We start from the raw sequence: 22,281 nt of genomic DNA, 5'->3' as shown, positions 1-22,281 counted from the left end.
CCGGGTTGCTGCCCGGTACCCCAAGATGATTATTTTACATAAAAAAGATCAGGATTCACAAACTACACAAAGAAAGGGTTGCTAAATCACATAACTGAGAGGTAATTATGACTAGACAAGAGGGAAAGGCCGAAGAAGGCCAACTAAAATGGTGGCAGCTGTCTCTGCTTGGTGTCGCCTGCACGATCGGTACAGGTTATTTCCTGGGCTCCAGTCTGGCGCTGCATATGGGTGGGCCGTCCGTCCTGATTGTGTTCATTCTGGCGGCAATCGGCACGTACACGGTGTTTGATGTGCTGGCCAAGATGACAGCGGACCACCCGGAGAAGGGATCGTTTCGTTCATATGCCAAAAGAGCCTTTGGACGTTGGGCCGGCTTCAGCAGCGGCTGGGTCTATTGGGGCTCCGAACTGCTGATTATGGGCAGCCAGCTAACCGCGCTCTCCATATTCACTAGGTTCTGGTTCCCCTCCGTGCCGATGTGGGTATTTGCCTCAGTATACGCAGTTCTTGGTCTTATTGTAATTATGCTGGGGAACAAAGGATTTGATTCCGTGGAGAATGTCTTGTCCGTTATCAAAATCGCCGCCATTCTGATGTTCATTGTCATTGCGGTTATTGCTTTGATGGGATGGATCAAAGGAAGTGACGGCAAGCCCGAATTCCCACATACGATGCAAAGCTTGTTTCCGCACGGCATCATGGGGCTGTGGTCGGCGTTTATTTTTGCGTTCTATGCCTATGGCGGGATTGAAGTACTTGGACTTATGGCGATTCGTCTGAAGAATCTGGATGAAGCTCCTAAAGCCGGCAGGGTTATGCTCCTGCTGCTGACTATCATGTATGTGATCTCGCTTGGATTAGCCGTGACCATAGTCTCCTGGGATGCGTTCACACCTAAGAAGAGTCCCTTTATCACCGCACTTGCGAATTATCCGCTGCCCTTCATTCCGCATGTGTTCAATGCTGTGCTGATTATTGCGGGATTCTCGACGATGGTTGCTTCGCTGTTTGCCGTTACGACCATGCTCGTAACCCTGGCTGAAGACAAGGATGCGCCGCCATTGTTCGCCCGTAAGGTGAAGAACAAGCACCCGCTATATGCAATTTCATTAACCGCGCTGGGGCTTGTTGCTTCAATTATACTGGCTCTGGTAATGCCTGGCAAAATTTATGAATACGTAACAACAGCAGCAGGGCTGCTGCTGCTGTACAATTGGCTGTTTATTCTTATCACTGCCGGCAAGCTGCTTAAACTAACGGTCTTTGGGCAGGTGAAACGGTTTTTGGGAATGGCCCTGATCGGGCTCGCCGTGTGCGGAACCCTGTTTCATGAAACAAGCCGTCCCGGTTTCTGGGGCAGCCTGGCATTTATTGCGCTGATCGGTGTAGTGACGCTTGTTATGAAGGTGACCGCCTGGAAGAAGAAGAGATATTCCCGCAGTGTAAGTCTCAAGCGCAGACGGAGCCCGGTTTGATCCCGGGCAGCATCTGGCTATATAAAACGAACTTTAGAAATTAACCTCTCTTAGCTTCGATCCCGAGTGATTCTGAAGAAGCGGAGCGTCCGACTTTGTCTCCGAAATGCCCCTCTTTGATATCAAGTTCAAGCATTTTGGAAACAACAGCGGCTTTATAGAACACTCGGCATCGCAGCGCCCTATAAGGGTAACCTTCATAAGTTCATTTTATATAGCAGAGGTTTATGTTGGCTTAGGATCATCTTCCGTTTGGGCGAATGGCAGGTAATCTCTCGCTTTTCGGGAAATGCTTTTAGAACTGGTTCACAAAATTAATTCAGGAACAGGACCTTAGCGGCTTCAAACCCGAAGTACAGACCGAACCCGATCAAGCTGAGGCCTGAAATGATGGATATCGCTTTGAGCAGCGGCACAGTCAGCCATTTCCGGAAGCCGCTGGCGAGTCCCGCCATGGAGATATCCCAGAGAAGCACGCCGGACAAGACGGCGGCACTGAAGATCAGCAGATCCTTGGGACCGTATGTGGCGGCGGTTTCGGCGAGCAGGGAGCCATAAATGCCCAGCCAGAACAAGATAGATACCGGGTTGGACAGGGACATGAAGAACCCGGCCACAAATGATTTGGATAACGACTCAGCGCTTCGGTTCTCCTGAAGCGTTATTTTTTGTGCTGTAATCAGACTTTCAATCCCAATGTAGAGCAGCACGAAGAATCCGAACAGCCACAGAAACGACTTCATAAACGGGGTGTTGACGAAATGCACCACTCCGAAGTAGACCAGAAGGATGTAGATGATATCAGCGATAACCGCTCCAAGCCCAAGCAGCCAGGCAGGCCAGAAGCCTCCGCGGATTCCCCGGTCAAGCTGGGCGGCATTAATAGGACCGATCGGTGCGGAGAGGGAGAGACCTAACATCAAACAGCTGAAAATATCCATGTACCTATATTCCTCCTGCCGTGAACAATGACTTTTACTTGCTTGTACAGCTTATTCCGGTTCGGTGGCGATTAGGACAAGGCAGGTAATATTTTGCTAATGAAAAAGCTTACAAAGATTATTGACGAAAATGAATTTCATATTGTATATTTAACTTGAAATTAATTTTCTAAGCGTTTTAGGGGGCCACTTTATGAACAACTTCTTTGAGAAAGCACAGCGGTTCGGTAAATCCTTCATGCTTCCGATTGCCGTTCTTCCCGCTGCAGGTTTGCTCCTTGGCGTAGGGGGCGCCTTATCGAATCCGAATACGGTAAATACGTATCCTTTTCTTAAGGTAGCCTGGCTTCAGGCGATCTTTACCGTAATGAGCAGTGCGGGCTCCATCATTTTTGCCAACCTCGCGCTGATCTTTGCCATCGGGGTGGCTGTAGGGTTGGCCCGTTCTGATAAAGGCACAGCCGGTCTGGCCGCAGCGCTTGCTTATCTTGTTATGAACGCAACGATTAACGCGATGCTGGCCATCTCCGGAAAGCTGGTCACAGATAATCTGGCTGCAGCCGGACAGGGGACCATTCTAGGGATTCAATCTTTAGAGACTGGGGTCTTCGGAGGTGTCGTCATTGGCCTGATCACGTCGATGCTGCATAACCGGTTCAACAAGATTGAGCTTCCACAGTTCCTGGGATTCTTCGGCGGTTCCAGATTTGTGCCGATTATCTCTTCTATGGTTGCTATTCTGATCGGGGCTTTAATGTTTGTCATCTGGCCGACGATTCAATCCGGCATTTTCAAGCTTGGCGGGTTGGTGGATCAGACCGGATACATTGGAACACTGCTGTACGGATTTATTTTGCGGATGTTAGGACCGCTTGGACTTCACCATATTTTCTACATGCCTTTCTGGACAACAGGAATTGGCGGCTCGCTTGTGGTAGACGGCAAGCTTGTGGAGGGAACGCAGAAGATCTTCTTCGCCCAGCTGGCCGATCCAACAACGACACAATTCTTCATTGGAACCTCACGGTTTATGTCTGGCCGTTTCATTACGATGATGTTCGGTCTGCTGGGGGCAGCGCTGGCGATTTATCATACAGCCAAGCCAAAGCATAAGAAAGTTGTGTTTGGACTTATGCTGTCCGCTGCACTGACTTCATTCCTGACAGGGATTACAGAACCGCTTGAATTCTCGTTCCTGTTCATAGCACCGTTTCTGTATGTAATTCACGCAGTGTTTGACGGCCTGGCTTTCATGATGGCGCATATATTCCAAATCACTATCGGCCAGACCTTCTCGGGCGGATTGATTGACTTCATTCTATTCGGCGTGCTGCAGGGCAATGCCAAGACGAACTGGGTTCTTGTTCCGGTCATCGGTGCGGTCTGGTTCTGTCTCTACTACTTCACGTTCCGCTTCCTGATTGTGAAATTTGATTTGAAGACGCCGGGTCGGGAGGATGAGAGTACTGCGGCGGATGCTCCCGCAGAAGGTGGGGCTGGAAGCGGCAGCCGTGCCGAAGATATCTTGGCAGCGCTTGGCGGTAAGGAGAACATCAAGGATTTGGATTGCTGTGCCACCCGGCTTCGTGTCTCGGTTAATGATCCGGAGCTTGTGAAGCAGCCGGAGCTTAAGAATACCGGGGCACGGGCAGTGATTGTCAAAGGCAGCGGAGTACAAGTCATTTACGGCCCTCAAGTGACCGTCATCAAGAATGAAATCGAAGAATATTTGGGAGTGTCTTAACATGAACGAACTACTGACATCATTGAAGCAGGGTCTGATTGTGTCCTGTCAGGCTCTGCAGGATGAGCCGCTGCACAGCTCTTTCATTATGGGGAGGATGGCAGTCGCCGCGGAATTAGGCGGCGCGGTCGGAATACGCGCCAATACTGCTGAGGATATAAAGGAGATCAAAAGCCAAGTCGATCTTCCAGTGATTGGTATCGTAAAAAGGAACTATGGCGAATGCCCGGTGTTTATTACACCGACTATGAAAGAAATCGATGAGCTTGTTAAGGTCGGATCAGAGATTATTGCTCTGGATGCCACGCTGCGCGAGCGCCCGGATGGCAAGCATCTGGGTGAGGTTGTAGCTGAAATCCGGAGCAAGTATCCAGATCAGCTGCTTATGGCGGATGTATCGAATCTTGAAGAAGGCCTGAATGCGGAGCGGCTCGGGTTTGATATGGTCTCCACCACTTTGATCGGATACACAGACTATACACAGGGACATCAAGTTTATGCAGATGACTTTGCGCTGGTGAAGGAGTTTGTCAGCAAGCTTACGGTGCCCGTGATTGCGGAAGGGAATATTCTGACTCCTGAAGCGGCCCGCAGATGTCTTGAGATTGGCGTTCACGCCGTGGTGGTAGGCGGGGCGATTACCCGTCCCCAGCTGATCACACAGCGGTTCGTGAACGAAATCGGGAAGGTCAGCACATCTGTCTAAATACCAGGCGAGCTAGAGAGACCTCCCTCAATGCAGGTTTCTCATAGCATAAAGAACTGATCATATATCTAAATTCTCTGAATCCTGCTTAAGAGGCGAGGAACCCGCGGACAAGCGCTGGCGGGCACCTTTGGGTTTGGATTTCATCCACTGAAAATAATTCAAGAAATCCAAAACCAGCAGCGATGAGAGCGGGCATTCGTTCTCGGAGCCTTTCGAACACAAACTGAACTCTTAAACATAATCAGGGGCCGTCTTTCGGGACGGCCCCTGATTTTTGACCCCGTGAACAAGTTACGCACTTGCTCGTTCGTCCGTTTCATTAGTTTAGTTCAGTCTAAATCATATCCGATGCATAAGCCTATTTAATCTGCTTATGTGGAGTTCGATGGTACTGTTATTCCCTGTTCTTATACAAAGCCTTCAGTGTATTCCGGCGGGCCTGGAGCATCGATTGATCCTCCAGAAGCAGCATAGAGATAATATCGAGCACATAAATTATAGACAGCTGGCTGTTGATGAAGTGTTCATCATTGTTCCGGTGGATGCTTGGAGTGAACAGAACAATATCCGAGACGTCAGTAAGCCCGGTATGATCAAAGTTCGTAATGCCGACTACGGATGCCCCTTGTTCGCGGCCAACTTTAAGCGCATCAATGACTTCCTGGGTAGTTCCTGAATTGGACAGCCCGATGATCAGATCGTTCTTCCCCAGAAGTGACGCATTCATCAGCATCATGTGTGAGTCGGTAATCGCGTCAATGATAATGTTCATCCGCATCAGCCGGTATTTGAATTCCAGGGCGGAGAGGCCGGAGCTTCCTAGTCCGAAGACGAGCAGCCGGCGGCTTGTCTTGATCAGCTGGACCACCTCTTCAACCTGCTCTTGCTTGACCATCTCGGCCGTTGACTGCACAACATGGGTGTACAGCTTCTGTACTTTGGTAAATACGCTTGCTTCTTCTTCAGGAGGTTCGGCTTCTCGGCTGAGCTTGATCTTAAAGTCTACGAAGCTGTCACAGTTGATTTTTTTGCAGAACCGGGTGATGGTTGAGGTGGATGAACCCGTCTTGAGGGCGAGTTCACGGATATTGATGTTAAGAATCGTATTCTTATTCTGGATAATATACTCCGCAATTTCCTTTTCCTTGGCGGAGAGCATGTGCCGATTAAGCTGAAGCTGGTCCAGCACACTGATAAGCATGGCAGTTCCACCACCTTAATTGATATGTATGGGCCGGATGTGCCGCGGCAATTCCTCTACTCTTCATAGTAACGCAAGCCAGGGCAATAAGCCAACGTGCGCGGGGAATCCGCATATTTTGACAGGAACAGCATGAAGTGATAGGTTAAGAATGCTGAGGTAATCTGGTTATTGGTGCGGCTTCGTGCGGAGATAGCGCGAGGGATGCACACAAATAGTAGGAAAAGGTGGATGAAGGTCGACTTTATGAGTAAATTTACCCGCGATTATGTAATTATGATGGATGATATTGTACGTGAAGGAGATCCGATTCTCCGTGTGAAGACTGAACCGGTAAGCATCCCGCCTACAGAGGAAGACAAGGCTGAGATGGCCGCTATGATGCAATTTTTGAAGAACAGCCAGGACGAGGAACTGGCCCGGAAATATAAGCTTCGTGCGGGGGTCGGGCTTTCCGCCAATCAGATCGGCCTGAACAAGCGGATGTTTGCAGCATATATCACGGATGAGAAGGGTCAGTCCAGGGAGATTGCCCTGTTCAATCCCAAGGTGATCAGCCACTCGGCGGCCATGACTTATCTGCCGGAGAGCGAAGGGTGCCTGTCAGTAGATCGTCCGGTACAGGGTTTTGTTCCTAGATATGAGAAGGTTCAGATCAAGGCTTATGATGAGGATGGCAATGAGCTTAAGCTTCGCTTCAAGGGCTTTGCCGCTATCGTTATGCAGCATGAGCTGGATCATCTCGACGGCATTATGTTCTATGACCGGATCAATCCTGACAACCCGTTCAAGCTGCCGGACAATGTGCAGATCTCAAGCTTGTACTGAGTCAAAGGCAATCTCTAGTGGTGCAAATTGATTTATTTATAATAAAAAGGGTTATCCGGGCAGGCGTTGGCTTGTCAGGGTAACCCTTTTCATTAATAATGGCAGGCATGCCTACTTGTCACAATAACATGCTCCTATGCGGTTCCCTGGATTCAAAATTCCTCATGGGCCAAGTCCGTATTCACTCCGATCGCTGCGCGGCTGCCCTCGCCGGCGGCAATAATGACCTGGGAAGGGGCAATCACAGCAGTGTCCCCGGCTGCATAAATTCCAGGTATGCTCGTTCTGCCGAATTCGTCCGTCATCAAACCGCCGGATGGGTTCATCATGCAGCCCAAGCTTTTGGCCAGATCAGAGGCCTGGAATGTTTCGGGACTAATAAATCCGCCCGATACAGCGGTCTCCTCACCGCCGCTGAATAGAACCCGTGAGAGCCTCCCATTCTGTCCGGCTAAGGACACGATCCTTTGCTCATGGCAGCGGATATGTTTGCGGTGGAGAATTTCCTTGTGTTCTCTCGTAAGGACACCGGCCCCGTTGGTGCAGATGATCAGATCACGGCTCCAGTTCCACAGAATTTGGGTCAGATGCAGCAGGCGCGGCACGTCTTCCGAGATCACAACGAGCGGCTGGTCCCTGAGCTCCCAGCCGTCACAATAAGGACAGCTGAACAGGCTTTGGCCGTAATAGTCATGAATTCCGGGAATATCGGGAAGAACCTCTTTGAGGCCTGTTGCCAGAATCAGCTTTTTCGTATGATAGACGGCGCCTTGAAGCGTGGTAACCTCCAGGAAGCCTGTGTGTCTTGCGGCTTCTGTGATCTTTTCGGTACGGAATTCCACCGAAGGATATTTGCGGATATCCTGATGGGCAAGCCGCCTGAACTCCGAAGGAGCCGTGCCGTCCCGGGTGATAAAGCCGTGAGATTCCCGGGTTACGGCATTTCTCGGTTTGCCCTCGTCGAACAAGATGACCTTTCGGCGGGCCCTTCCCAGGACAAGGGCTGCGTTCAGACCGGCAGGTCCGCCTCCAATAATGATGCAATCCAGCAGCATGAATTCACCTCCACTTCATCGTTTCCCATTAGGTTCCTATCTTTATGTAAGCTTATGGAAAAAGATGACTGGGTTCATGGAATGTTCGTTCTTCACGTTCGCCAAAGAGGGCGGTTCATCAAGAAAAAGAGCCGGCCGGATTAATCCAGCCAGCCCATTTTCTCGGCAATGCTTATGGCATCGATGCGGTTCTTCGCTTCGAGCTTCTGTATAATCTCCGATACATAGTTCCGTACAGTTCCATACGAAAGGAACAGCTCGGAGGCAATCTCTTTAACGGAATGGCCTTGGGCAAGGCGGCCAAGCACCTCCTGTTCCCTGTCTGTCAGGGGATTCTCCGTCTGCCAGAAGGTCATGGACAGCTCTGGGCTGATCACCTTGCCGCCAGCGTGAATGCGGCGGAGGGCCGCCGCGAGCTCATCGACGGGAGCATCCTTCAGCAGGTAACCGCTGGCTCCGGCGCGAATCGCTCTCTGAAAGTATCCGGCTCTTGAGAAAGTGGTAAGGATCATAACCCGACAGGGATGGCGGAGCTCTTGGAGCTTCTCGGCCACGTCCAGACCGGTCATGTCCGGCATCTCGATATCGAGCAGACAGATATCGGGGGAGAGCTGCAGAATTAACTCAAGGGCTCTCGCTCCATTCTCCGCCTGTCCGATCACCTCGATATCCTCCTCCAGATCGAGCAGTGCGCTTAAGGCGCCCCGCAGCATGCTTTGATCCTCCGCAATGATGATTTTCATGACACACCTCTTGATTGTTGATTTTTGACGACCTTCGGAATTCGTACACAAAGTGTCGTTCCGTCTCCAGGGACTGAGCTGTACGATAAGGTGCCTTGAATCAGCTCCAGCCTCTCCTTCATACCCAGCAGGCCTCTGCCGGATGAGGGACCCGGCGAAGCTTGTACTCCCGGGGAGATCCCCGCGCCGTTATCCCGGATGCTCAAGACAAACTCCAGGTTATTTTCGTTTAGAGAAATCGTACACTTATCCGCTCCGCTGTGCTTTACCACGTTGTTTACGGCCTCCCTTAGGATCAGGCCAAGAATGTTTTGGACAAGGGGGGAAGCGCTAAGCGGTTGGGGCAGGGCAGATAGCTCCAGCCGGATTCCCGCGGCTTCAAGAATCGAAGAGGTATTGGTAAGCTCATCTTGAACGGAAAGGGCATTCATACCGGAGACCAGTTCCCGCACCTGTTTAAGGGCTGCGCGTGAGGTAGCCTGTATGTCTTTAACTTCCTGTACGGCCAGCTCCGGCTTCTTCGGAATCAGCTTCTCGGCCAGCTCGCTCTTCAGGGTGATCAGGGAGAGCGTATGCCCCAGCGTATCATGAAGATCCCGGGCAATGCGCTGGCGTTCTTCAATTTTGCTCAGACGGGCGATCTCATCCTGGGCAAGGTTCAGCTCGGTTTTCAGACTCCGGGCATTCTGCATCATCCGGAGAATGAAAGGGAAGACAAACAGCACAATTAGAGGAGGAGCAATGTTAACCCAGGCCGACATGCTGGTATGGCTTCCGCTGATCCACAGCGTAAGGATGGAGATGGTCAGCAGCGTCCCGATGCCGGTCCAGAACTGCCGGGTTGAAGGGATCATGCTGAGCATCGCCGTGGTGAAGAAATTCATGGTCAGGAAGCCGGGATCATCAAAGGTGATGCAGAAATATCCGGCAATGAGCATATTGATGATGGCCAGCAGCAGCCTCCATTGTGAGGACCAGAAGCTTCTTAGATAACTGATAGCGAACACGCCTATCAGAATATAGCCGGTCAACATCATGCTGACCGGCCTCTGGGCCAGGGTGATGACCGGATAGATCAGATAGACCAGCCAGAGAAAAGGGAATAGACTATAACGCTTGGGGACCGGGTTTCCCCACCAATTCGGCATTTATACCGCTTCCTGTCTTTTTAGAATATAGGTTGATAATATCACAAAGACCAGGGCGTAAGCAGCCAGAATGAGGATTCCCGTCCAATCGGGACCGACCCCTCCTAGAACGTTCCATGCGCCTTGGCCAAACCGATAGGAAGGCAGGTACTCTGCAATCGTCTGCATCAGCTTAGGCATGGTGGATATCGGCATCCACAAGCCCCCGAGAACCGAGAGGGACATGTATAGAATATTTGCGGCTACTTGAACAACCTCCACGCTCTTCAGCGTTCCCAGCAGAAGACCCAGTGCCATAAACGGCAGGACACCGATCCAGATCCACAGCCCGCAGGCCACCCATTGGCCCAGGCTTAAATCGATTCCTTTGGCAAAATGCCCAATCAGGAACATCAGGAGGATGGTGCCGAGATTGACAATGGATTGGGATAACATCTTGGACAGCACATAAGCGCTGTTTGGCAGCGGAGTGATCCGGATGAGCCTTACCCAACCCTGGGTTCTCTCTTGGGCGAATCTTACACTGAGCGTATTGATGCTCGCGCCGATTACCCCGAATGCGGTCATCGACATAAGGTAGTAGGCTTTCCAGTCAATTCCGCCGACTTTGATATCTCCCATGGTGCCTGTGAAGATAAAGTAGAACATCACGGGCATGACCACAGAGAACACAACGAATCTGCGATTACGGAGGGTACGAAGGATTTCGGCTTTACATTGGGCGATCATCGATTTCATCATAGGGATGCATCTCCTTGGATTAGGGTTTGGAAGGCGTCTTCGAGTCCGCCGGCGGAAATTTCGATATCCCGGATATCCAGGTCACGGCTGAGAAGGGTGCGGATCAGCTGATCCGTGTCCGGGCTGCTCAGCTTGACTTTACGCCCGCTCCAGACCGTCTCAAGTATGCCGGGAATTCCGCTTAACGCATCCGGCTTGAGCCGCTCTCCGGCCGTGAAGGTAATGACCCGGCGTCCCTGTGCCGATTTGATCTGGGCAGGTGTTCCGTCCGCGATCAGCTTCCCTTGATTAATGACGACAATCCGGTCGGCGATGCTGTCCGCCTCATCCAGATAATGAGTCGTGAGGATGATGGTGCGTCCCTTGCCGGCCATCGCCCGAACGCTCTCCCAGAAGAGCTGTCTGGAGCCGACATCCATGCCCACGGTGGGCTCATCCAGGTATAGAATTTTGGGGTCGCCAGCCATCGCAAGCGCGAAGTCCAGCCGGCGCTTCTGTCCACCCGACAGTGAAGTGGCAAATTTGTTCTGCTCCTTATCAAGGCCGGCCATGGCCAGCAGGCTGCTTAGCGCAAGCGGCTTTGCGTAATAGCTGCGGAACAGCTCGATCGTCTCACGTACGGTCAGGCGGTCGATCACGCTGATGTCCTGAAGCATGGCGCCGACGGACTGGCGTGCCTGGGGTTCGTCAGGCGCTCCCCCAAGAATGCGGATTTGCCCGCGTGTCGGCTTCTGCAGTCCGAGCAGCATGGAGACGGTCGTCGTTTTGCCTGCACCGTTCGGTCCCAGAAGAGCTGTTACTGTGCCTTCCTGAATGGTCAGCGACAAGTCCTTGACGGCAGAGGTGCCTTTATATTCTTTATCTACATGATCCATAGTAATGACAGTTTGCATTAGTTTTTTACCTCCCGGGTATTTCTTGGATAGTCTTATCATACCGGGGATTCTCGTCCTTCCATATTCATGAATGTCAGGACCTTTACATGACAATTGTCATGATTGTGGAGAGCAGGTGAGAGGAATAGGGGGGGCAGGGTGGAGAGGGGAGATCAAGGGAGCAAGGGAGAGCAGAGTGGAGAGGGAGATCAAGGGAGAAAGGGAGAGCAGGGTGGAGAGGGAGATCATGGGAGAAAGGGGGAGCATGGTGGAGAGGGAGATCAACAGAGAGAAAGTGAGAGTAGAGTATGGAAGGGAAATGAAAAAAACCGGAGGTCTTGGGCCTCCGGGAATAGAAGAATGAGTTCTGGTTCCGCAGGATTCACGGGGTTGTTGGAACAGTCCATTCTAAGGTGTGTCCGCCTTGCTGGACTGCTTAGGAATCTGCAGCTGGATTACTGTGCCTTGATCGGGCTTGGATTCTATAGTTAAAGTACCTCCTGCACTGCGCGCCCGTTCCTCCATGCTGAGCAGGCCTACGCCGCTGCCGGCATGGCGGTTGGCCAGGCCGGTTCCTTCGTCACGGATCGTGACCAGCACCTCGCTGCCCTCATCCATCACCGTTACAGCTGCTTCGGAGACATCAGCGTATTTGGCAATATTCGTTAGCGCCTCTTGAATGACGCGGTAGATCGTTGTCTCCTTGTTCACATCGAGGCGCTGCTGTAATGTACACTCGAAGCGGATGTCCATTCCATAGTGCTTCGAGTAGTTCTCAATATAAGTCCGCAGGGCGGGAACCACGCCCAGGTCATCAAGCACCGAAGGCCGCATTTCCCAGGCCAGGCCGCGTACCTCTTCCATAATTCCGGTCACGGTTTTGCGGAGCGATTCCAGCTCTGCGGGGGACTGATCCTGGGCAATGAGCTGATCAAGCTGAATGACCAGGGAGAAGAGGCTCTGCCCGATTCCGTCGTGAAGCTCGCGGGAGAATCTTTTGCGTTCATTCTCCTGAATCTCCATGACCTGGGTAACCATAAACTGCAGCGCCTCCTCCGTATCCTTCTGCTTGGTAATTTCGTTGCGGATTGCGAGGAACTGGTAGGGACGTCCATCATCCCCGAGAAACGGCACAATCGTGGTATCGACCCAGTAATAGCTCCCGTCCTTGGCCCGGTTCTTGATTTCTCCGCGCCAGACCTGTCCCCGGTTGATGGTTCGCCAGAGATCCCGCATGAAAGTCTTGTCATGATAACCCCCGTTGATGATGCGGTGATCCTGGCCGATCAGTTCGCTTCGGGAGTACTTGGAGATGTCGCAGAACTTGTCATTTACATAAGTAATCTTACCCAAGCTGTCCGTCATGGCAACGATGGAGGACTCATCCAGTGCGAATTTCAGATCGGAAAGCATCTTCAGCGATTCCCTCAGCTCAGCTTCAAAGTTTTGCTCCATGTGATGGTCTCCAAGCTCCTCAAGCAGCTTGGAGACACTTTTGCCCAGCATATCCCCGGTATCACGATAGGTGCGGTCTTTATTCAAAATTCAGCATTCCCTTCTTCATGGCGTACTTCACCAGATCCGGCCTTGTTTTGAGGCCCAGCTTCTCCATCAGATTGCTCTTATGGGTCTCCACCGTCTTGACGCTGATAATCAGGTGCTCGGCAATCTCTTTGTTGGAATACCCCTTGGCGACCCAGGACAGAATTTCCCGCTCACGCTCAGACAAGGTATCAAAGGTCCCTTGGGATTCGCCGTTCTTCATGGCATCCAGATATTCATTCATCAGGCGTTTGGTAGCGGTTGGATATAAGTAGGCACTGCCCCCGGCAACCGAGAGAATAGCCGTTACCAGCTCATCATGGGGAGCACTCTTCAAAATATAACCCGATGCGCCCGATTGAATGGCGCGGAACAGGTACTCTTCGTCATCATGCATGGTTAGGATAAGCACGGAAACCCCCGGCATCTGCTTCTTAAGCTCAGCCGTAGCGCTAAGACCGTCCATTCCCTGCGGCATGCTGAGGTCCATCAGCACCACATCGGGCTCAAGCTCCGCCGCTTTCTGAATAGCCTCGCGTCCGTCTGCCGCATCTCCGATCACTTCCATGCCGTTCTTACCGTTCAAAAGCGCCATAAGTCCAGAACGGACTACAATATGGTCGTCTACCACCATAATTCGAATCATCAGTATGAGCCAACCCCCTTGTATCTGTATCATAGCAAAAAAAAATGAACCCCAGCAATAAGCTAAAAGGGTTCATCTCACTTTGGCGGTTCCGGTTTTCCATTCATATAGAAGCGGGGTTAAGGACTGGGCCTCCTGTTCAACAAGCTCGATTATCTGAGGTGTATACAGATGGGGAGTCCGGCTGCCGATCATAAGCAGTCCCAGAATATCCCGCTCGTGGAGGATCGGAATGACTGCCACGGCCTGCAGATGCTCTGCCAGCATAATCGGATTGTCGAAGCGGAGCTTGTTTATGTCCGGGACGGACTGATCAAGAATGACACGCCGTCCAAGCCGCATGACGAGTCCGGGTAAACCTTGTCCGGGGCGCAGGACGATTTGTTTGCAGCGGTTGTTCCGGTTGCCGGAGACAAAGTTCCAGCGAAGTCCCGCTTCTGGGTTCTCCATCAGAAGCAGACCCGAGAAATCACTGGCTGTCCGTATGCGCAGGGTGTCCAGGCCCTGCTCGATATGATCCTTCATTGTGGCCATGGGCTGGTGCCTCCTTAGGATTATATAAGGAACATGATTAAGATCCAAACCTGTTAAACAGGTGATGTTGAAGATGTAATCCTGCTATTTGTAAGTCTGCTATTATTGTACTCCCTCCATACCCGTCTGTAAGTCAGGGAATACCCCTATTTATCAGACTCTTCCCCTGCGGAGGGCTCCGCTTGATATGGCTCCGTTGCGGCGATTCTTTGAAATTCCTCAAGCATAACAGGCCAGGAAGGTGTATTTCCGCGGAGACTTCCTTATTTTACAAGGCCCGGAGCAGGGTGAGGTTACGGGCATGGGGGATCACCCTGGCTGAAATGACAGGGAATTTCCCCCTCAAATATCAGGTGTTCCCCTGATAACCGGACGACAGGATTCGAGCTATGATGAATAGGAAAGAACCATGGTACGTGATGGAGACGGCCTTTAAGAGAGCTTAGTGCTCTCGGCTATGGATCGCGAAAGGGGATATGGAAGATGGATCGGGCATTTGCTTCCAAATTTGCAAAATCTGTATTTTTAACGGTGTTGGGTCTGCTGGTGCTGATCTATATCGGCTCAAGATTTTTCACTCATGTGGATCTGGCCTTGTACGGCTATATGGTAGGGACGCTGGTATTTATCGGCGGCTTCTTCTACCGCTTTATCGCCTGGGGGGAACGGCCTCCTACCAAAATTATTATCAAGAAGGGGATTAAGCTTTTATTCCGGAAAAGCACACCGAAGACTACCGTCAATCATCTGGTTGCTTACAAATTTATCTGGAACCGCGGCTGGTACCGGTGGACCCAGCACGTGCTGCTCGGCTGGGGATGCATCATCTCCTGCCTGGTCACTTTCCCGCTTGTATTCGGGTGGATGTACTTCACGATGGCGGAGAACGGATACTACTGGGTTGTATTCTTCGGAATCGATGTTATGCACATCAAGGCTGATGGCATTCTTGGCTACCTGTTCTACAACGCGCTGAACATTTCCGCCTTCATGGTCATCGGCGGGGTATGCATGGCCTTGTACCGCCGGGTGAAGAACATGCAGGCAAGAGCCGAGCAGTCCTTCGTCTATGACTTCCTGCCGCTCTATCTGCTGCTGTTCGTCTGCATTACCGGTCTGGCGCTGACCTGCTCGAATATGTTCTTTCACGGCTATGGCCATCCGGTAATCACCATGATTCATCAATGGTCTGTAATTATTACGATGATCTATGTGCCGTTTGGCAAGCTCGCGCACATTCCGTTCCGGCCGCTCAGCGTATTTGCGAGAAATTACCGTGAGCATTATGCCGAGAAGGAGACCAAGAAATGTGCGGTCTGCGGCACCGGATTTGTCTCGGCCGAGCAGTCGAACGACGTGATTCAGGTACTGGGACAGAACGACATTAACTTTAAGACAGAAGAAGGGTTCCATCTTGCCGAGCTGTGTCTGCCGTGCCGGCGCAAATACCGGATGTCCCGGTTTACAGGCATCCAGACCCATCATATCCCGGTGAAGGAGGCTAATCAGAATGCCAGAGGATAAGTTTTTCAAAGTCATAGAGAACAAGGTGCATCCAGGTGAAAAACTGATCCCGACTCACTGCTCCTACTGCGGAATGCAGTGCGGGATGAACCTGCGTGTGGATACATCCACCAATAAGATTATCGGGGTGGAGCCCCGCTATGAATGGCCGGTGACGCTTGGCAAAATGTGCCCGAAAGGCGTAACCGCCTATCAGCAGACCAACCATCCGGACCGGCTGTTGAAGCCGCTGATCAGGGACAACGCCGCTCTGAAGGGAACAAAGGAAGGCTTCCGGGAAGCAAGCTGGGATGAAGCTTATGACCTGATCGCCCGCCGGTTCAAGGAGTTGCAGACTGAGTATGGCAAAGACAGCCTATCCGTCTTCAGCGGAGTATCCATGACGAACGAGAAATGTTACCTGACCGGGAAATTTGCCCGGGTGGCGCTGCAGACGAGATACATCGATTACAATGGACGATTCTGTATGTCGAGTGCCGCGGCGGGCTTCTTGCGCTCCTTCGGTGTAGACCGGGGCTCAACACTGCCGTGGACGGATCTTCATCAGACAGACTGTCTCTTTATCGCTGGCAGCAATACGGCGGAATGCCACCCTACCTCAATGTTCCGGGTTTGGGAAGTGCAGAGCCGCGGGGGCTATCTGATCGTCGCAGATCCGCGGGAGACGCCGATCGCCAGAAGAGCGGATGTGCATCTGGACCTGCGTCCGGGCACAGACCTTGCCTTGGCGAACTGCATGGTTAATCTGCTGATTGAAGGAGGTTATGCGGACGAGGAATTTATCCGCGAACACACCGGCGGCTTTGAAGAAATGAGAGAAGTTGTGAAGCAATTCACGCCTGAATATACAAGCCAGATCACTGGGGTGGCACCGGAGAAGCTGATCCGGGCCGCTGAAATCTACGGCAAGGCACCGGAAGCGGTTGTGCTCTTCGCCCGGGGAATCGAGCAGCAGCACAAGGGGGCTGACAACGTGTCCGCCTACACGAATATGCCGCTCGTCACCGGCAAGATCGGCCGGCCGAAATCCGGCGTGGCTACCTTTACAGGCCAGGGCAACGGCCAGGGCGGCCGGGAGCACGGACAGAAGTCGGACCTGCTGCCGGGCTACCGGAAGATCACCAATCCGAAGCACGTGGAGGAAGTGTGCAGCGTGTGGGGCATCACTCCGGACGAGATGCCTCAGCCTGGGGTGTCGGCTTATGAGATGTTCGAGCTGATGCAGCAGAAGACGATCCGCGGACTGTACCTACTGTGCTCGAACCCGGCGGTATCGGCGCCGAACCTGAATTTCGTCAGGGAAGCAATGAAAGGCCTGGATTTCATGGTCTGCTCGGATATGTATTTGTCCGAATCGGCCGAATTCGCCGATGTGGTGCTTCCATCGGTAACCTGGTCGGAAGACGAGGGGACCGTAACCAATCTGGAGGGCCGTATCATCAAGATCAACAAGGCCCAGGAGCCGCTTGGCGAGAGCAAGCCTGACTGGCAGATTGAGGTAGAGCTTGCGGAGCGGATGGGCCGGGGCCAATACTTCAGCCATCTGAAGACGGCAAGAGATGTGGCGGACGAATTCCGTCTGGCCTCCAAAGGCGGGTATGCTGACTATTACGGGGCGACTTGGGAGAAGATTGAGAAGCAAAATGGCGTATTCTGGCCGTGCAAGGATGAGAGTGATCCTGGTACCCCGCATATGTTCCTGGATAAGAAATTCTATCATCCGGACGGAAAAGCAAAGCTGTGTGCGCTGCCATACCGCCCACCGGCGGAGGAGCCGGATGAGGAATATCCGCTCAGATTGACCACAGGCCGGGTTGTGTATCACTACCTGTCAGGCAACCAGACCCGCCGGATTCCATTCCTGAAGGATATGTGTCCGGAGCCTTATGTGGAGGTTCATCCACAGACTGCAGCCAAATACGAAATTGAGCATGAAGAGCGTGTCCGGCTAAGAACCCGGCGCGGGGAGTGTATATATAAGGTAAAGATTACGGAAGCCATTCGTCCGGATACCGTATTTGTGCCGTACCATTTCGGACATGAGGATTCCGTCAATCTGCTGACGATCCCGGCGCTTGATCCAATGTCACGTATGCCTGAGTTCAAGGCCTGCGCGGCAGAGATTGATAAGCTTGGGGCTGCAGGCAGCAAGCGGGAGGTTCGGGACGCAGGCAATCAGAACAATCAGGCAGAGAAGGAGGCCGTACACCAATGATGAAGCAGCTGCTGTATATCGAAATGGACAATTGTATCGGCTGCCGGAGTTGCCTGGCTGCCTGCACCCAGTGCGGCGGACATGACGAGCGCAACCGGAACTACGTATACGATGTCAATCCGCTGGTGAACCGGCAGACGATTCCGCTGATGTGCCTGCACTGTGTGAATCCGGCATGTGCCCGCAGCTGTCCGGCCCAGGCGATTCAAGTCACCGAAGAAGGGGCCGTGCTGTCGGCACTTGTTGAGAAATGTATCGGGTGCCAGAACTGCACGATTGCCTGCCCGTACGGTATTCCGAAGTTTGATGAAGAACAGAACCTGATGTACAAGTGTGATCTGTGTTATGACCGCACGAAAGACGGGATTCCACCTATGTGCGCTTCGGTCTGTCCGACGAATACCCTGCAGTGGATCACACAGGAGGAGTACGCCGCGAAGCAGGAGAAGCACCGGCTGGGCAAATGGATGTCCTCCCGGGTGCCGGAGAACCCGCTCGAAGGGGAGACTCATGTGAAGATCAACCTTCCGGGCATTTTGCAGGGGACAGTGAAATTATTCTAGGATACATGTACCGCTGAAGAAGGAGGGATTTCCATGAGTGGGGACAACAAGAACCAGAGAAGCACAGATAGCAAGGACACGAAGGCGTCTAAGCACAGCAATAATAAAATTCCATTCCCAGAAAACAACTATACCCACAACATCCGCAAGGCCGGTGAACGGAAGCTCGACCGCCGCGGATTTATGAAGACGATGGTGGGCGCCGCAGGTTTGTTCGCGGTATCCACCCTGCCTTGGGGGGCCATCGCGGTGAAGGAGCTGAGCGGGCTTGGCGCCAAGTCACACCCGAAGCGGAAGGTTGTGAATATCTCTGATCTCAAGGTTGGGGAAGCCACCGAGTTCGCATATCCAGGCGAGCATGACGCCGCACTGTTGGTGCGGCTGGGGGAAAATGAGTTCAAGGCCTATCAGAATGCCTGCACGCATCTGAAGTGCCCGGTGTTCTGGAGCAAGGAGGAGGGCAGACTCGTATGTCCCTGCCACCACGGATTCTTTGATGTGAAGACAGGAAAGCCTACGGCTGGGCCGCCACAGCGTCCGCTGCCGGAAGTGATGCTGTCCAAGGAACAGGGAGCTATCTTTGCGACGGGAGTGAAACGATATGAAACGTAGCTACCGGGGAGTGATTCTGCTCTGCTTCGTGCTGCTGCTGAATATTATCTGCACCCAGCAGGTCGTGAATGCCTTTTTTTACGAGAAATATGAACGGGTACTTTGGTTCGCTGCAGCCAATATCATTCTATTTCCAATAGCTTTATGGATATATAGACGGGAGCGTGATGTCGAATGAACATTAAAAAATTTCAACTGCCGCTGCAAACAGTCAGCCTGATTACCGGGTTTATGACCTGGGTTATCCTCTCCTCTTTAATGCCGTTCATTAAAGAGGACATTCATCTTACCGCGACCCAGCTGACCTGGGTCACCGCAGTGCCGGTTCTGATGGGTTCGATCATGAGAATCCCATTTGGCTACTGGACCAATGTTATTGGAGCGCGCCGCATGTTCGCTTACAGCTTCGTGCTGCTGCTCATCCCGCTGTATTGGACCAGCCAGGCCGACTCCTTCTGGGATCTGATTATCGGCGGCTTCTTCCTTGGAACATCGGGAGCCGTGTTCTCGGTAGGGGTAACCTCACTGCCTAAATACTATGGCAAAGAGAAGCATGGTTTTGTTAACGGGATTTACGGCGTAGGAAATATCGGTACCGCATTCTCGACATTCGGAGCTCCGCTCCTGGCCAACCAGATTGGCTGGTCGAAGACCGTGCTGGCGTACGGTATTCTGTTGATCGCCATGGCTGTCCTGAACTTTTCGCTTGGGGATCGCAAGGAACCGCAGCCTGCGGTAAAAAGCTCTCTGACCAAGCAGGTTAAAGAAGTATCCAAGAGCCAGAAGCTGTGGCTGTTATGTCTGTTTTATTTCATCACCTTCGGTTCGTTCGTGGCCTTCACCGTGTATCTGCCTAACTTCTTGGTAAGTTATTTCCATCTCTCGAAAGTGGATGCGGGTCTGCGAACAGCTGGCTTCATCGCGCTGGCTACGGTCATGCGTCCAATCGGAGGTAAGCTTGGTGATATCATGAACCCATTCAAGGTTCTGATTATGGTGTTTGCAGGACTTACCGCTTCGTCAGTATTGCTGTCTTTTGCACCAAACATTGGCTGGTATTCAGTGGGCTGTCTGACGGTTGCATTCTGTGCGGGTACTGGTAACGGAGCGATCTTTAAGCTTGTACCGCTGTATTTCACCAAGCAGGCCGGGATTGCCAACGGTATCATATCGGCCATGGGTGGCCTAGGCGGGTTCTTCCCACCGCTGCTGCTGACACTGTTATTCAAAGCTACGGGGCATTATGCCATTGGCTTTATGGCTCTGTCCGAGTTCGCACTCGCAAGCTTAATTCTGGTTATTTGGATGTTCTATCAAGAGAAGCTGGGACTATCGGCTTCCATTATTGAGAATACGGTTGAGGGAATTATGGTCACTGATGAGAAAGGCACCATTACTTCCGTTAATGCCTCCTTCACCAAATTAACCGGTTATACCGCCGCAGAGGTTATTGGTAAGAATCCAAGTTTGCTTAAATCCGGCAAGCAGTCCAAAGAATTCTATAATAATATGTGGGAAAGCATCCGCACGAAAGGCCATTGGCAGGGTGAAATCTGGAACCGTAAGAAGAACGGTGAGGTTTACCTGGAGTGGTTAACTATTAGTGCCGTGAAGAATGATGCAGGTGAAGTTGTTCATTATTCCGGAATGTTCAGCGATATTACAAGCAGCAGGGCAAAGCCTGCTTAAGGATGTATAGGAGAGGGGGAATCAGCTGTGAGGATCAGCCAGTTGAATTGGGATTTATGTTTTATTGCCCCGAAGGACACAGCTTCAGATTTGAAATGTGAAGTGGATACTGAGCTTGCCGGACTGGATGAGAGGATCAGCTGGTTCACCGAGGCTAAGGAGCAGGATGGTTTATGTATCGTTATAGCGGAGGGCAAGGGACTGACCTGCTGTACTTCGGAAGACGAATTCCTATCGTCGATTGACCCCTGGTTGACCGCTCCGTGCTGGGATTGGCTCAGCGGTTATCAGCTGCAGGTGATTCCCCAAGTGGATGCGGGAAGCTGTAAACTTAAGGGGGTGTAGATGAGATGAATCCGAATTTATCCTCCAGACTGCTTGAATGGAACGGACGCCCGATTGAGGTTAGAATTAGCGACCGGCTCGGGCTTGATCCGGTGGCTCCGCCCCAAAGCTATCAGCTGGTCCGGACGGAGATGGAACAGGAGGGGAACTATATCCGATTTTACATCAGTGATTGGCAGTTCGTTGCCGTTCCGGTGTTTCCGGACTCTACCCTACTGACCGAAGAGGACGGTCAGGCGGTGTTCACCTCCACCGATGCAGAAGGCAAGCTCGTTTACAGTGTTAAATGTTTATAGCCTATATAAATTGGATATCTAGTTCAAGCATTTCGGAGACAACCGTGGCCTTAAAGAACACTCGGCATCGCAGCGCTCCTAAAGGGTAACCTTCATAAGTTCATTTTATATAACAAAGAAGACGCTCTTACACGGAGCGTCTTTTTCTTATCATATCATGTAACTCTATTAGATTTGCTCGCTGAGACTGCGCGCTCCAAGCAAAGCTTCTTCTTCTTTGGTACGGGGCTTGTAGGAATACATTTCCCTATCGGCAATCTTGATCAGTTCATTGATTTGGTGATGATCATCCGGATACACAGCTGAACCGATAGTTGCGGAAATTGGAATTCCCATTTCGAGAGAGAGGCCCTCCAGTTCACGGGCTATCCTCTTCAGCATGGCGGTCAGCGCTTCTGAACCGTTGTATTCACCGATCACGAGGAATTCATCGCCGCCCCACCGGGAGACGATATCGGTAGAGCGGGTATGAGCCTTAAGAAGCTCCGCGATTTTCTGAAGGACGAGGTCACCCTTTTCATGGGTTAGCTTATCATTTATTATTTTAAAATTATCGCAGTCAATCATTAACACAAACAGCTTGCCAAGCTGCCTGCTTGCACGCAGGGTAAGCTTAGGATACGACTCCAGCACATACCTCCGATTAAACAGACGGGTAAGGGGATCTTTCTCCGATTCAGATTTGATCCGGTCAAACTGCAGCCCGCCCCAATACGCGGCGGAGAGAGTAACTGCATAACCTGCCATTTCCACTGCATCGAGGCGCCCATACTTCCACGTATTGTAAAGAACAATTAACGTATACAAGCCGAATGAAATTATAACTGCGGCAATCCTTCCTTTGAATCCCAC

Annotated in this window: 24 protein-coding genes; 13 read left to right on the top strand and 11 right to left on the bottom strand. The window is 51.9% G+C overall.

Going from position 1 to position 22,281, the window contains the following annotated elements:
* The first annotated feature begins 107 nt into the window (after window positions 1–107).
* On the top strand, window positions 108–1,478 hold the full coding sequence (locus KJS63_RS23685; RefSeq protein ID WP_213621357.1) for an amino acid permease: 1,371 nt from the start codon (window positions 108–110) through the stop codon (window positions 1,476–1,478).
* A 314-nt stretch (window positions 1,479–1,792) separates the two neighbouring features.
* Here the strand turns inward: KJS63_RS23685 and KJS63_RS23680 are convergent, their stop codons facing one another.
* Complete coding sequence (locus KJS63_RS23680; RefSeq protein WP_213621356.1) at window positions 1,793–2,419, bottom strand: LysE family transporter; 627 nt, start codon at window positions 2,417–2,419, stop codon at window positions 1,793–1,795.
* 193 nt (window positions 2,420–2,612) lie between these two features.
* Between KJS63_RS23680 and ptsG the strand changes: the two genes are divergently transcribed.
* Together ptsG and KJS63_RS23670 are read left to right on the top strand one after the other, a co-directional pair.
* A complete protein-coding gene (gene ptsG, locus KJS63_RS23675) occupies window positions 2,613–4,163 on the top strand; it encodes a glucose-specific PTS transporter subunit IIBC (protein ID WP_213621355.1) in 1,551 nt (516 codons plus the stop codon).
* A gap of 1 nt (window position 4,164) precedes the next feature.
* Complete coding sequence (locus tag KJS63_RS23670; protein WP_213621354.1) at window positions 4,165–4,869, top strand: N-acetylmannosamine-6-phosphate 2-epimerase; 705 nt, start codon at window positions 4,165–4,167, stop codon at window positions 4,867–4,869.
* A 397-nt stretch (window positions 4,870–5,266) separates the two neighbouring features.
* Here the strand turns inward: KJS63_RS23670 and KJS63_RS23665 are convergent, their stop codons facing one another.
* The gene (locus tag KJS63_RS23665) at window positions 5,267–6,073 is read right to left on the bottom strand and encodes a MurR/RpiR family transcriptional regulator (RefSeq protein ID WP_213621353.1); all 807 of its coding nucleotides are present in this window, start codon (window positions 6,071–6,073) and stop codon (window positions 5,267–5,269) included.
* Window positions 6,074–6,319: 246 nt separating this feature from the next.
* Here KJS63_RS23665 and def point away from each other — a divergent pair, with 246 nt between their 5' ends.
* Window positions 6,320–6,901, top strand: coding sequence for a peptide deformylase (def, locus tag KJS63_RS23660; RefSeq protein ID WP_068622520.1), 582 nt, complete (start codon window positions 6,320–6,322; stop codon window positions 6,899–6,901).
* A gap of 152 nt (window positions 6,902–7,053) precedes the next feature.
* Here the strand turns inward: def and KJS63_RS23655 are convergent, their stop codons facing one another.
* From KJS63_RS23655 to KJS63_RS23635, 5 genes are all read right to left on the bottom strand, one after another.
* Window positions 7,054–7,956 (bottom strand): NAD(P)/FAD-dependent oxidoreductase, encoded by a 903-nt coding sequence (locus KJS63_RS23655; protein WP_213621352.1) that lies wholly within the window; start codon window positions 7,954–7,956, stop codon window positions 7,054–7,056.
* A gap of 140 nt (window positions 7,957–8,096) precedes the next feature.
* Window positions 8,097–8,699, bottom strand: a complete 603-nt coding sequence (locus KJS63_RS23650) for a response regulator transcription factor (RefSeq protein ID WP_213621351.1) — start codon at window positions 8,697–8,699, stop codon at window positions 8,097–8,099.
* The gene (locus tag KJS63_RS23645) at window positions 8,696–9,847 is read right to left on the bottom strand and encodes a sensor histidine kinase (RefSeq protein ID WP_213621350.1); all 1,152 of its coding nucleotides are present in this window, start codon (window positions 9,845–9,847) and stop codon (window positions 8,696–8,698) included. Before KJS63_RS23645 ends, KJS63_RS23650 begins: the two co-directional genes overlap by 4 nt.
* A complete protein-coding gene (locus KJS63_RS23640) occupies window positions 9,848–10,588 on the bottom strand; it encodes an ABC transporter permease (protein ID WP_244862752.1) in 741 nt (246 codons plus the stop codon). It lies immediately after the preceding gene.
* Complete coding sequence (locus tag KJS63_RS23635; RefSeq protein WP_213621349.1) at window positions 10,585–11,481, bottom strand: ABC transporter ATP-binding protein; 897 nt, start codon at window positions 11,479–11,481, stop codon at window positions 10,585–10,587. The genes KJS63_RS23640 and KJS63_RS23635 overlap by 4 nt, the downstream gene beginning before the upstream one ends.
* Window positions 11,482–11,599: 118 nt before the next feature.
* Between KJS63_RS23635 and KJS63_RS23630 the strand changes: the two genes are divergently transcribed.
* Window positions 11,600–11,827, top strand: coding sequence for a hypothetical protein (locus tag KJS63_RS23630; protein WP_213621348.1), 228 nt, complete (start codon window positions 11,600–11,602; stop codon window positions 11,825–11,827).
* A 44-nt stretch (window positions 11,828–11,871) separates the two neighbouring features.
* Here KJS63_RS23630 and KJS63_RS23625 read toward each other — a convergent pair whose 3' ends face one another.
* The 3 genes from KJS63_RS23625 to KJS63_RS23615 all read right to left on the bottom strand — a co-directional run bounded on the left by KJS63_RS23625 (window position 11,872) and on the right by KJS63_RS23615 (window position 14,185).
* The gene (locus tag KJS63_RS23625) at window positions 11,872–12,969 is read right to left on the bottom strand and encodes a sensor histidine kinase (RefSeq protein WP_213621408.1); all 1,098 of its coding nucleotides are present in this window, start codon (window positions 12,967–12,969) and stop codon (window positions 11,872–11,874) included.
* A 28-nt stretch (window positions 12,970–12,997) separates the two neighbouring features.
* Window positions 12,998–13,651: a response regulator transcription factor gene (locus tag KJS63_RS23620; RefSeq protein ID WP_213621347.1), complete on the bottom strand. Its 654-nt coding sequence runs from the start codon at window positions 13,649–13,651 to the stop codon at window positions 12,998–13,000.
* A gap of 72 nt (window positions 13,652–13,723) precedes the next feature.
* The gene (locus KJS63_RS23615) at window positions 13,724–14,185 is read right to left on the bottom strand and encodes a GAF domain-containing protein (RefSeq protein ID WP_068620244.1); all 462 of its coding nucleotides are present in this window, start codon (window positions 14,183–14,185) and stop codon (window positions 13,724–13,726) included.
* Window positions 14,186–14,668: 483 nt separating this feature from the next.
* Here KJS63_RS23615 and KJS63_RS23610 point away from each other — a divergent pair, with 483 nt between their 5' ends.
* From KJS63_RS23610 to KJS63_RS23575, 8 genes are read left to right on the top strand one after another with little or no spacing between them, the layout of a single operon-like run.
* Window positions 14,669–15,709 (top strand): hypothetical protein, encoded by a 1,041-nt coding sequence (locus tag KJS63_RS23610; protein ID WP_068620243.1) that lies wholly within the window; start codon window positions 14,669–14,671, stop codon window positions 15,707–15,709.
* Window positions 15,696–17,924: a molybdopterin oxidoreductase family protein gene (locus tag KJS63_RS23605; protein WP_213621346.1), complete on the top strand. Its 2,229-nt coding sequence runs from the start codon at window positions 15,696–15,698 to the stop codon at window positions 17,922–17,924. Before KJS63_RS23610 ends, KJS63_RS23605 begins: the two co-directional genes overlap by 14 nt.
* Window positions 17,924–18,487 (top strand): 4Fe-4S dicluster domain-containing protein, encoded by a 564-nt coding sequence (locus KJS63_RS23600; protein ID WP_213621407.1) that lies wholly within the window; start codon window positions 17,924–17,926, stop codon window positions 18,485–18,487. The genes KJS63_RS23605 and KJS63_RS23600 overlap by 1 nt, the downstream gene beginning before the upstream one ends.
* A 33-nt stretch (window positions 18,488–18,520) precedes the next feature.
* Complete coding sequence (locus KJS63_RS23595; protein ID WP_213621345.1) at window positions 18,521–19,099, top strand: Rieske 2Fe-2S domain-containing protein; 579 nt, start codon at window positions 18,521–18,523, stop codon at window positions 19,097–19,099.
* Window positions 19,089–19,277, top strand: a complete 189-nt coding sequence (locus tag KJS63_RS23590; RefSeq protein ID WP_068620241.1) for a hypothetical protein — start codon at window positions 19,089–19,091, stop codon at window positions 19,275–19,277. The genes KJS63_RS23595 and KJS63_RS23590 overlap by 11 nt, the downstream gene beginning before the upstream one ends.
* Window positions 19,274–20,788, top strand: coding sequence for a nitrate/nitrite transporter (locus KJS63_RS23585; protein WP_068620240.1), 1,515 nt, complete (start codon window positions 19,274–19,276; stop codon window positions 20,786–20,788). Before KJS63_RS23590 ends, KJS63_RS23585 begins: the two co-directional genes overlap by 4 nt.
* 27 nt (window positions 20,789–20,815) lie before the next feature.
* Window positions 20,816–21,133, top strand: a complete 318-nt coding sequence (locus tag KJS63_RS23580) for a hypothetical protein (protein WP_213621344.1) — start codon at window positions 20,816–20,818, stop codon at window positions 21,131–21,133.
* A gap of 5 nt (window positions 21,134–21,138) precedes the next feature.
* Complete coding sequence (locus KJS63_RS23575; RefSeq protein WP_068620238.1) at window positions 21,139–21,429, top strand: hypothetical protein; 291 nt, start codon at window positions 21,139–21,141, stop codon at window positions 21,427–21,429.
* Between the two features lie 168 nt (window positions 21,430–21,597).
* Here KJS63_RS23575 and KJS63_RS23570 read toward each other — a convergent pair whose 3' ends face one another.
* Window positions 21,598–22,281 carry a GGDEF domain-containing protein gene (locus KJS63_RS23570; RefSeq protein ID WP_068620237.1) on the bottom strand — a complete coding sequence of 228 codons (684 nt, stop codon included), beginning with the start codon at window positions 22,279–22,281 and terminating at the stop codon, window positions 21,598–21,600.

Origin of the sequence: Paenibacillus sp. J22TS3, from assembly GCF_018403205.1 — a bacterium.
GTDB lineage: Bacteria > Bacillota > Bacilli > Paenibacillales > Paenibacillaceae > Fontibacillus > Fontibacillus tuaregi.
The sequence above is the reverse complement of the archived record's forward strand: the minus strand, read 5'-3'. Positions and strand labels throughout refer to the sequence as shown.

Coding starts and splice junctions, on each gene's coding strand:
- KJS63_RS23615 (WP_068620244.1), bottom strand. CDS start 14,185: ATGGCCACAATGAAGGATCATATCGAGCAGGGCCTGGACACCCTGCGC.
- KJS63_RS23655 (WP_213621352.1), bottom strand. CDS start 7,956: ATGCTGCTGGATTGCATCATTATTGGAGGCGGACCTGCCGGTCTGAAC.
- KJS63_RS23685 (WP_213621357.1), top strand. CDS start 108: ATGACTAGACAAGAGGGAAAGGCCGAAGAAGGCCAACTAAAATGGTGG.
- KJS63_RS23600 (WP_213621407.1), top strand. CDS start 17,924: ATGAAGCAGCTGCTGTATATCGAAATGGACAATTGTATCGGCTGCCGG.
- KJS63_RS23665 (WP_213621353.1), bottom strand. CDS start 6,073: ATGCTTATCAGTGTGCTGGACCAGCTTCAGCTTAATCGGCACATGCTC.
- KJS63_RS23620 (WP_213621347.1), bottom strand. CDS start 13,651: ATGATTCGAATTATGGTGGTAGACGACCATATTGTAGTCCGTTCTGGA.
- KJS63_RS23640 (WP_244862752.1), bottom strand. CDS start 10,588: ATGATGAAATCGATGATCGCCCAATGTAAAGCCGAAATCCTTCGTACC.
- KJS63_RS23650 (WP_213621351.1), bottom strand. CDS start 8,699: ATGAAAATCATCATTGCGGAGGATCAAAGCATGCTGCGGGGCGCCTTA.
- KJS63_RS23625 (WP_213621408.1), bottom strand. CDS start 12,969: ATGCTGGGCAAAAGTGTCTCCAAGCTGCTTGAGGAGCTTGGAGACCAT.
- KJS63_RS23610 (WP_068620243.1), top strand. CDS start 14,669: ATGGATCGGGCATTTGCTTCCAAATTTGCAAAATCTGTATTTTTAACG.
- KJS63_RS23645 (WP_213621350.1), bottom strand. CDS start 9,847: ATGCCGAATTGGTGGGGAAACCCGGTCCCCAAGCGTTATAGTCTATTC.
- KJS63_RS23595 (WP_213621345.1), top strand. CDS start 18,521: ATGAGTGGGGACAACAAGAACCAGAGAAGCACAGATAGCAAGGACACG.
- KJS63_RS23585 (WP_068620240.1), top strand. CDS start 19,274: ATGAACATTAAAAAATTTCAACTGCCGCTGCAAACAGTCAGCCTGATT.
- KJS63_RS23575 (WP_068620238.1), top strand. CDS start 21,139: ATGAATCCGAATTTATCCTCCAGACTGCTTGAATGGAACGGACGCCCG.
- KJS63_RS23635 (WP_213621349.1), bottom strand. CDS start 11,481: ATGCAAACTGTCATTACTATGGATCATGTAGATAAAGAATATAAAGGC.
- KJS63_RS23670 (WP_213621354.1), top strand. CDS start 4,165: ATGAACGAACTACTGACATCATTGAAGCAGGGTCTGATTGTGTCCTGT.
- ptsG (WP_213621355.1), top strand. CDS start 2,613: ATGAACAACTTCTTTGAGAAAGCACAGCGGTTCGGTAAATCCTTCATG.
- def (WP_068622520.1), top strand. CDS start 6,320: ATGAGTAAATTTACCCGCGATTATGTAATTATGATGGATGATATTGTA.
- KJS63_RS23590 (WP_068620241.1), top strand. CDS start 19,089: ATGAAACGTAGCTACCGGGGAGTGATTCTGCTCTGCTTCGTGCTGCTG.
- KJS63_RS23605 (WP_213621346.1), top strand. CDS start 15,696: ATGCCAGAGGATAAGTTTTTCAAAGTCATAGAGAACAAGGTGCATCCA.
- KJS63_RS23680 (WP_213621356.1), bottom strand. CDS start 2,419: ATGGATATTTTCAGCTGTTTGATGTTAGGTCTCTCCCTCTCCGCACCG.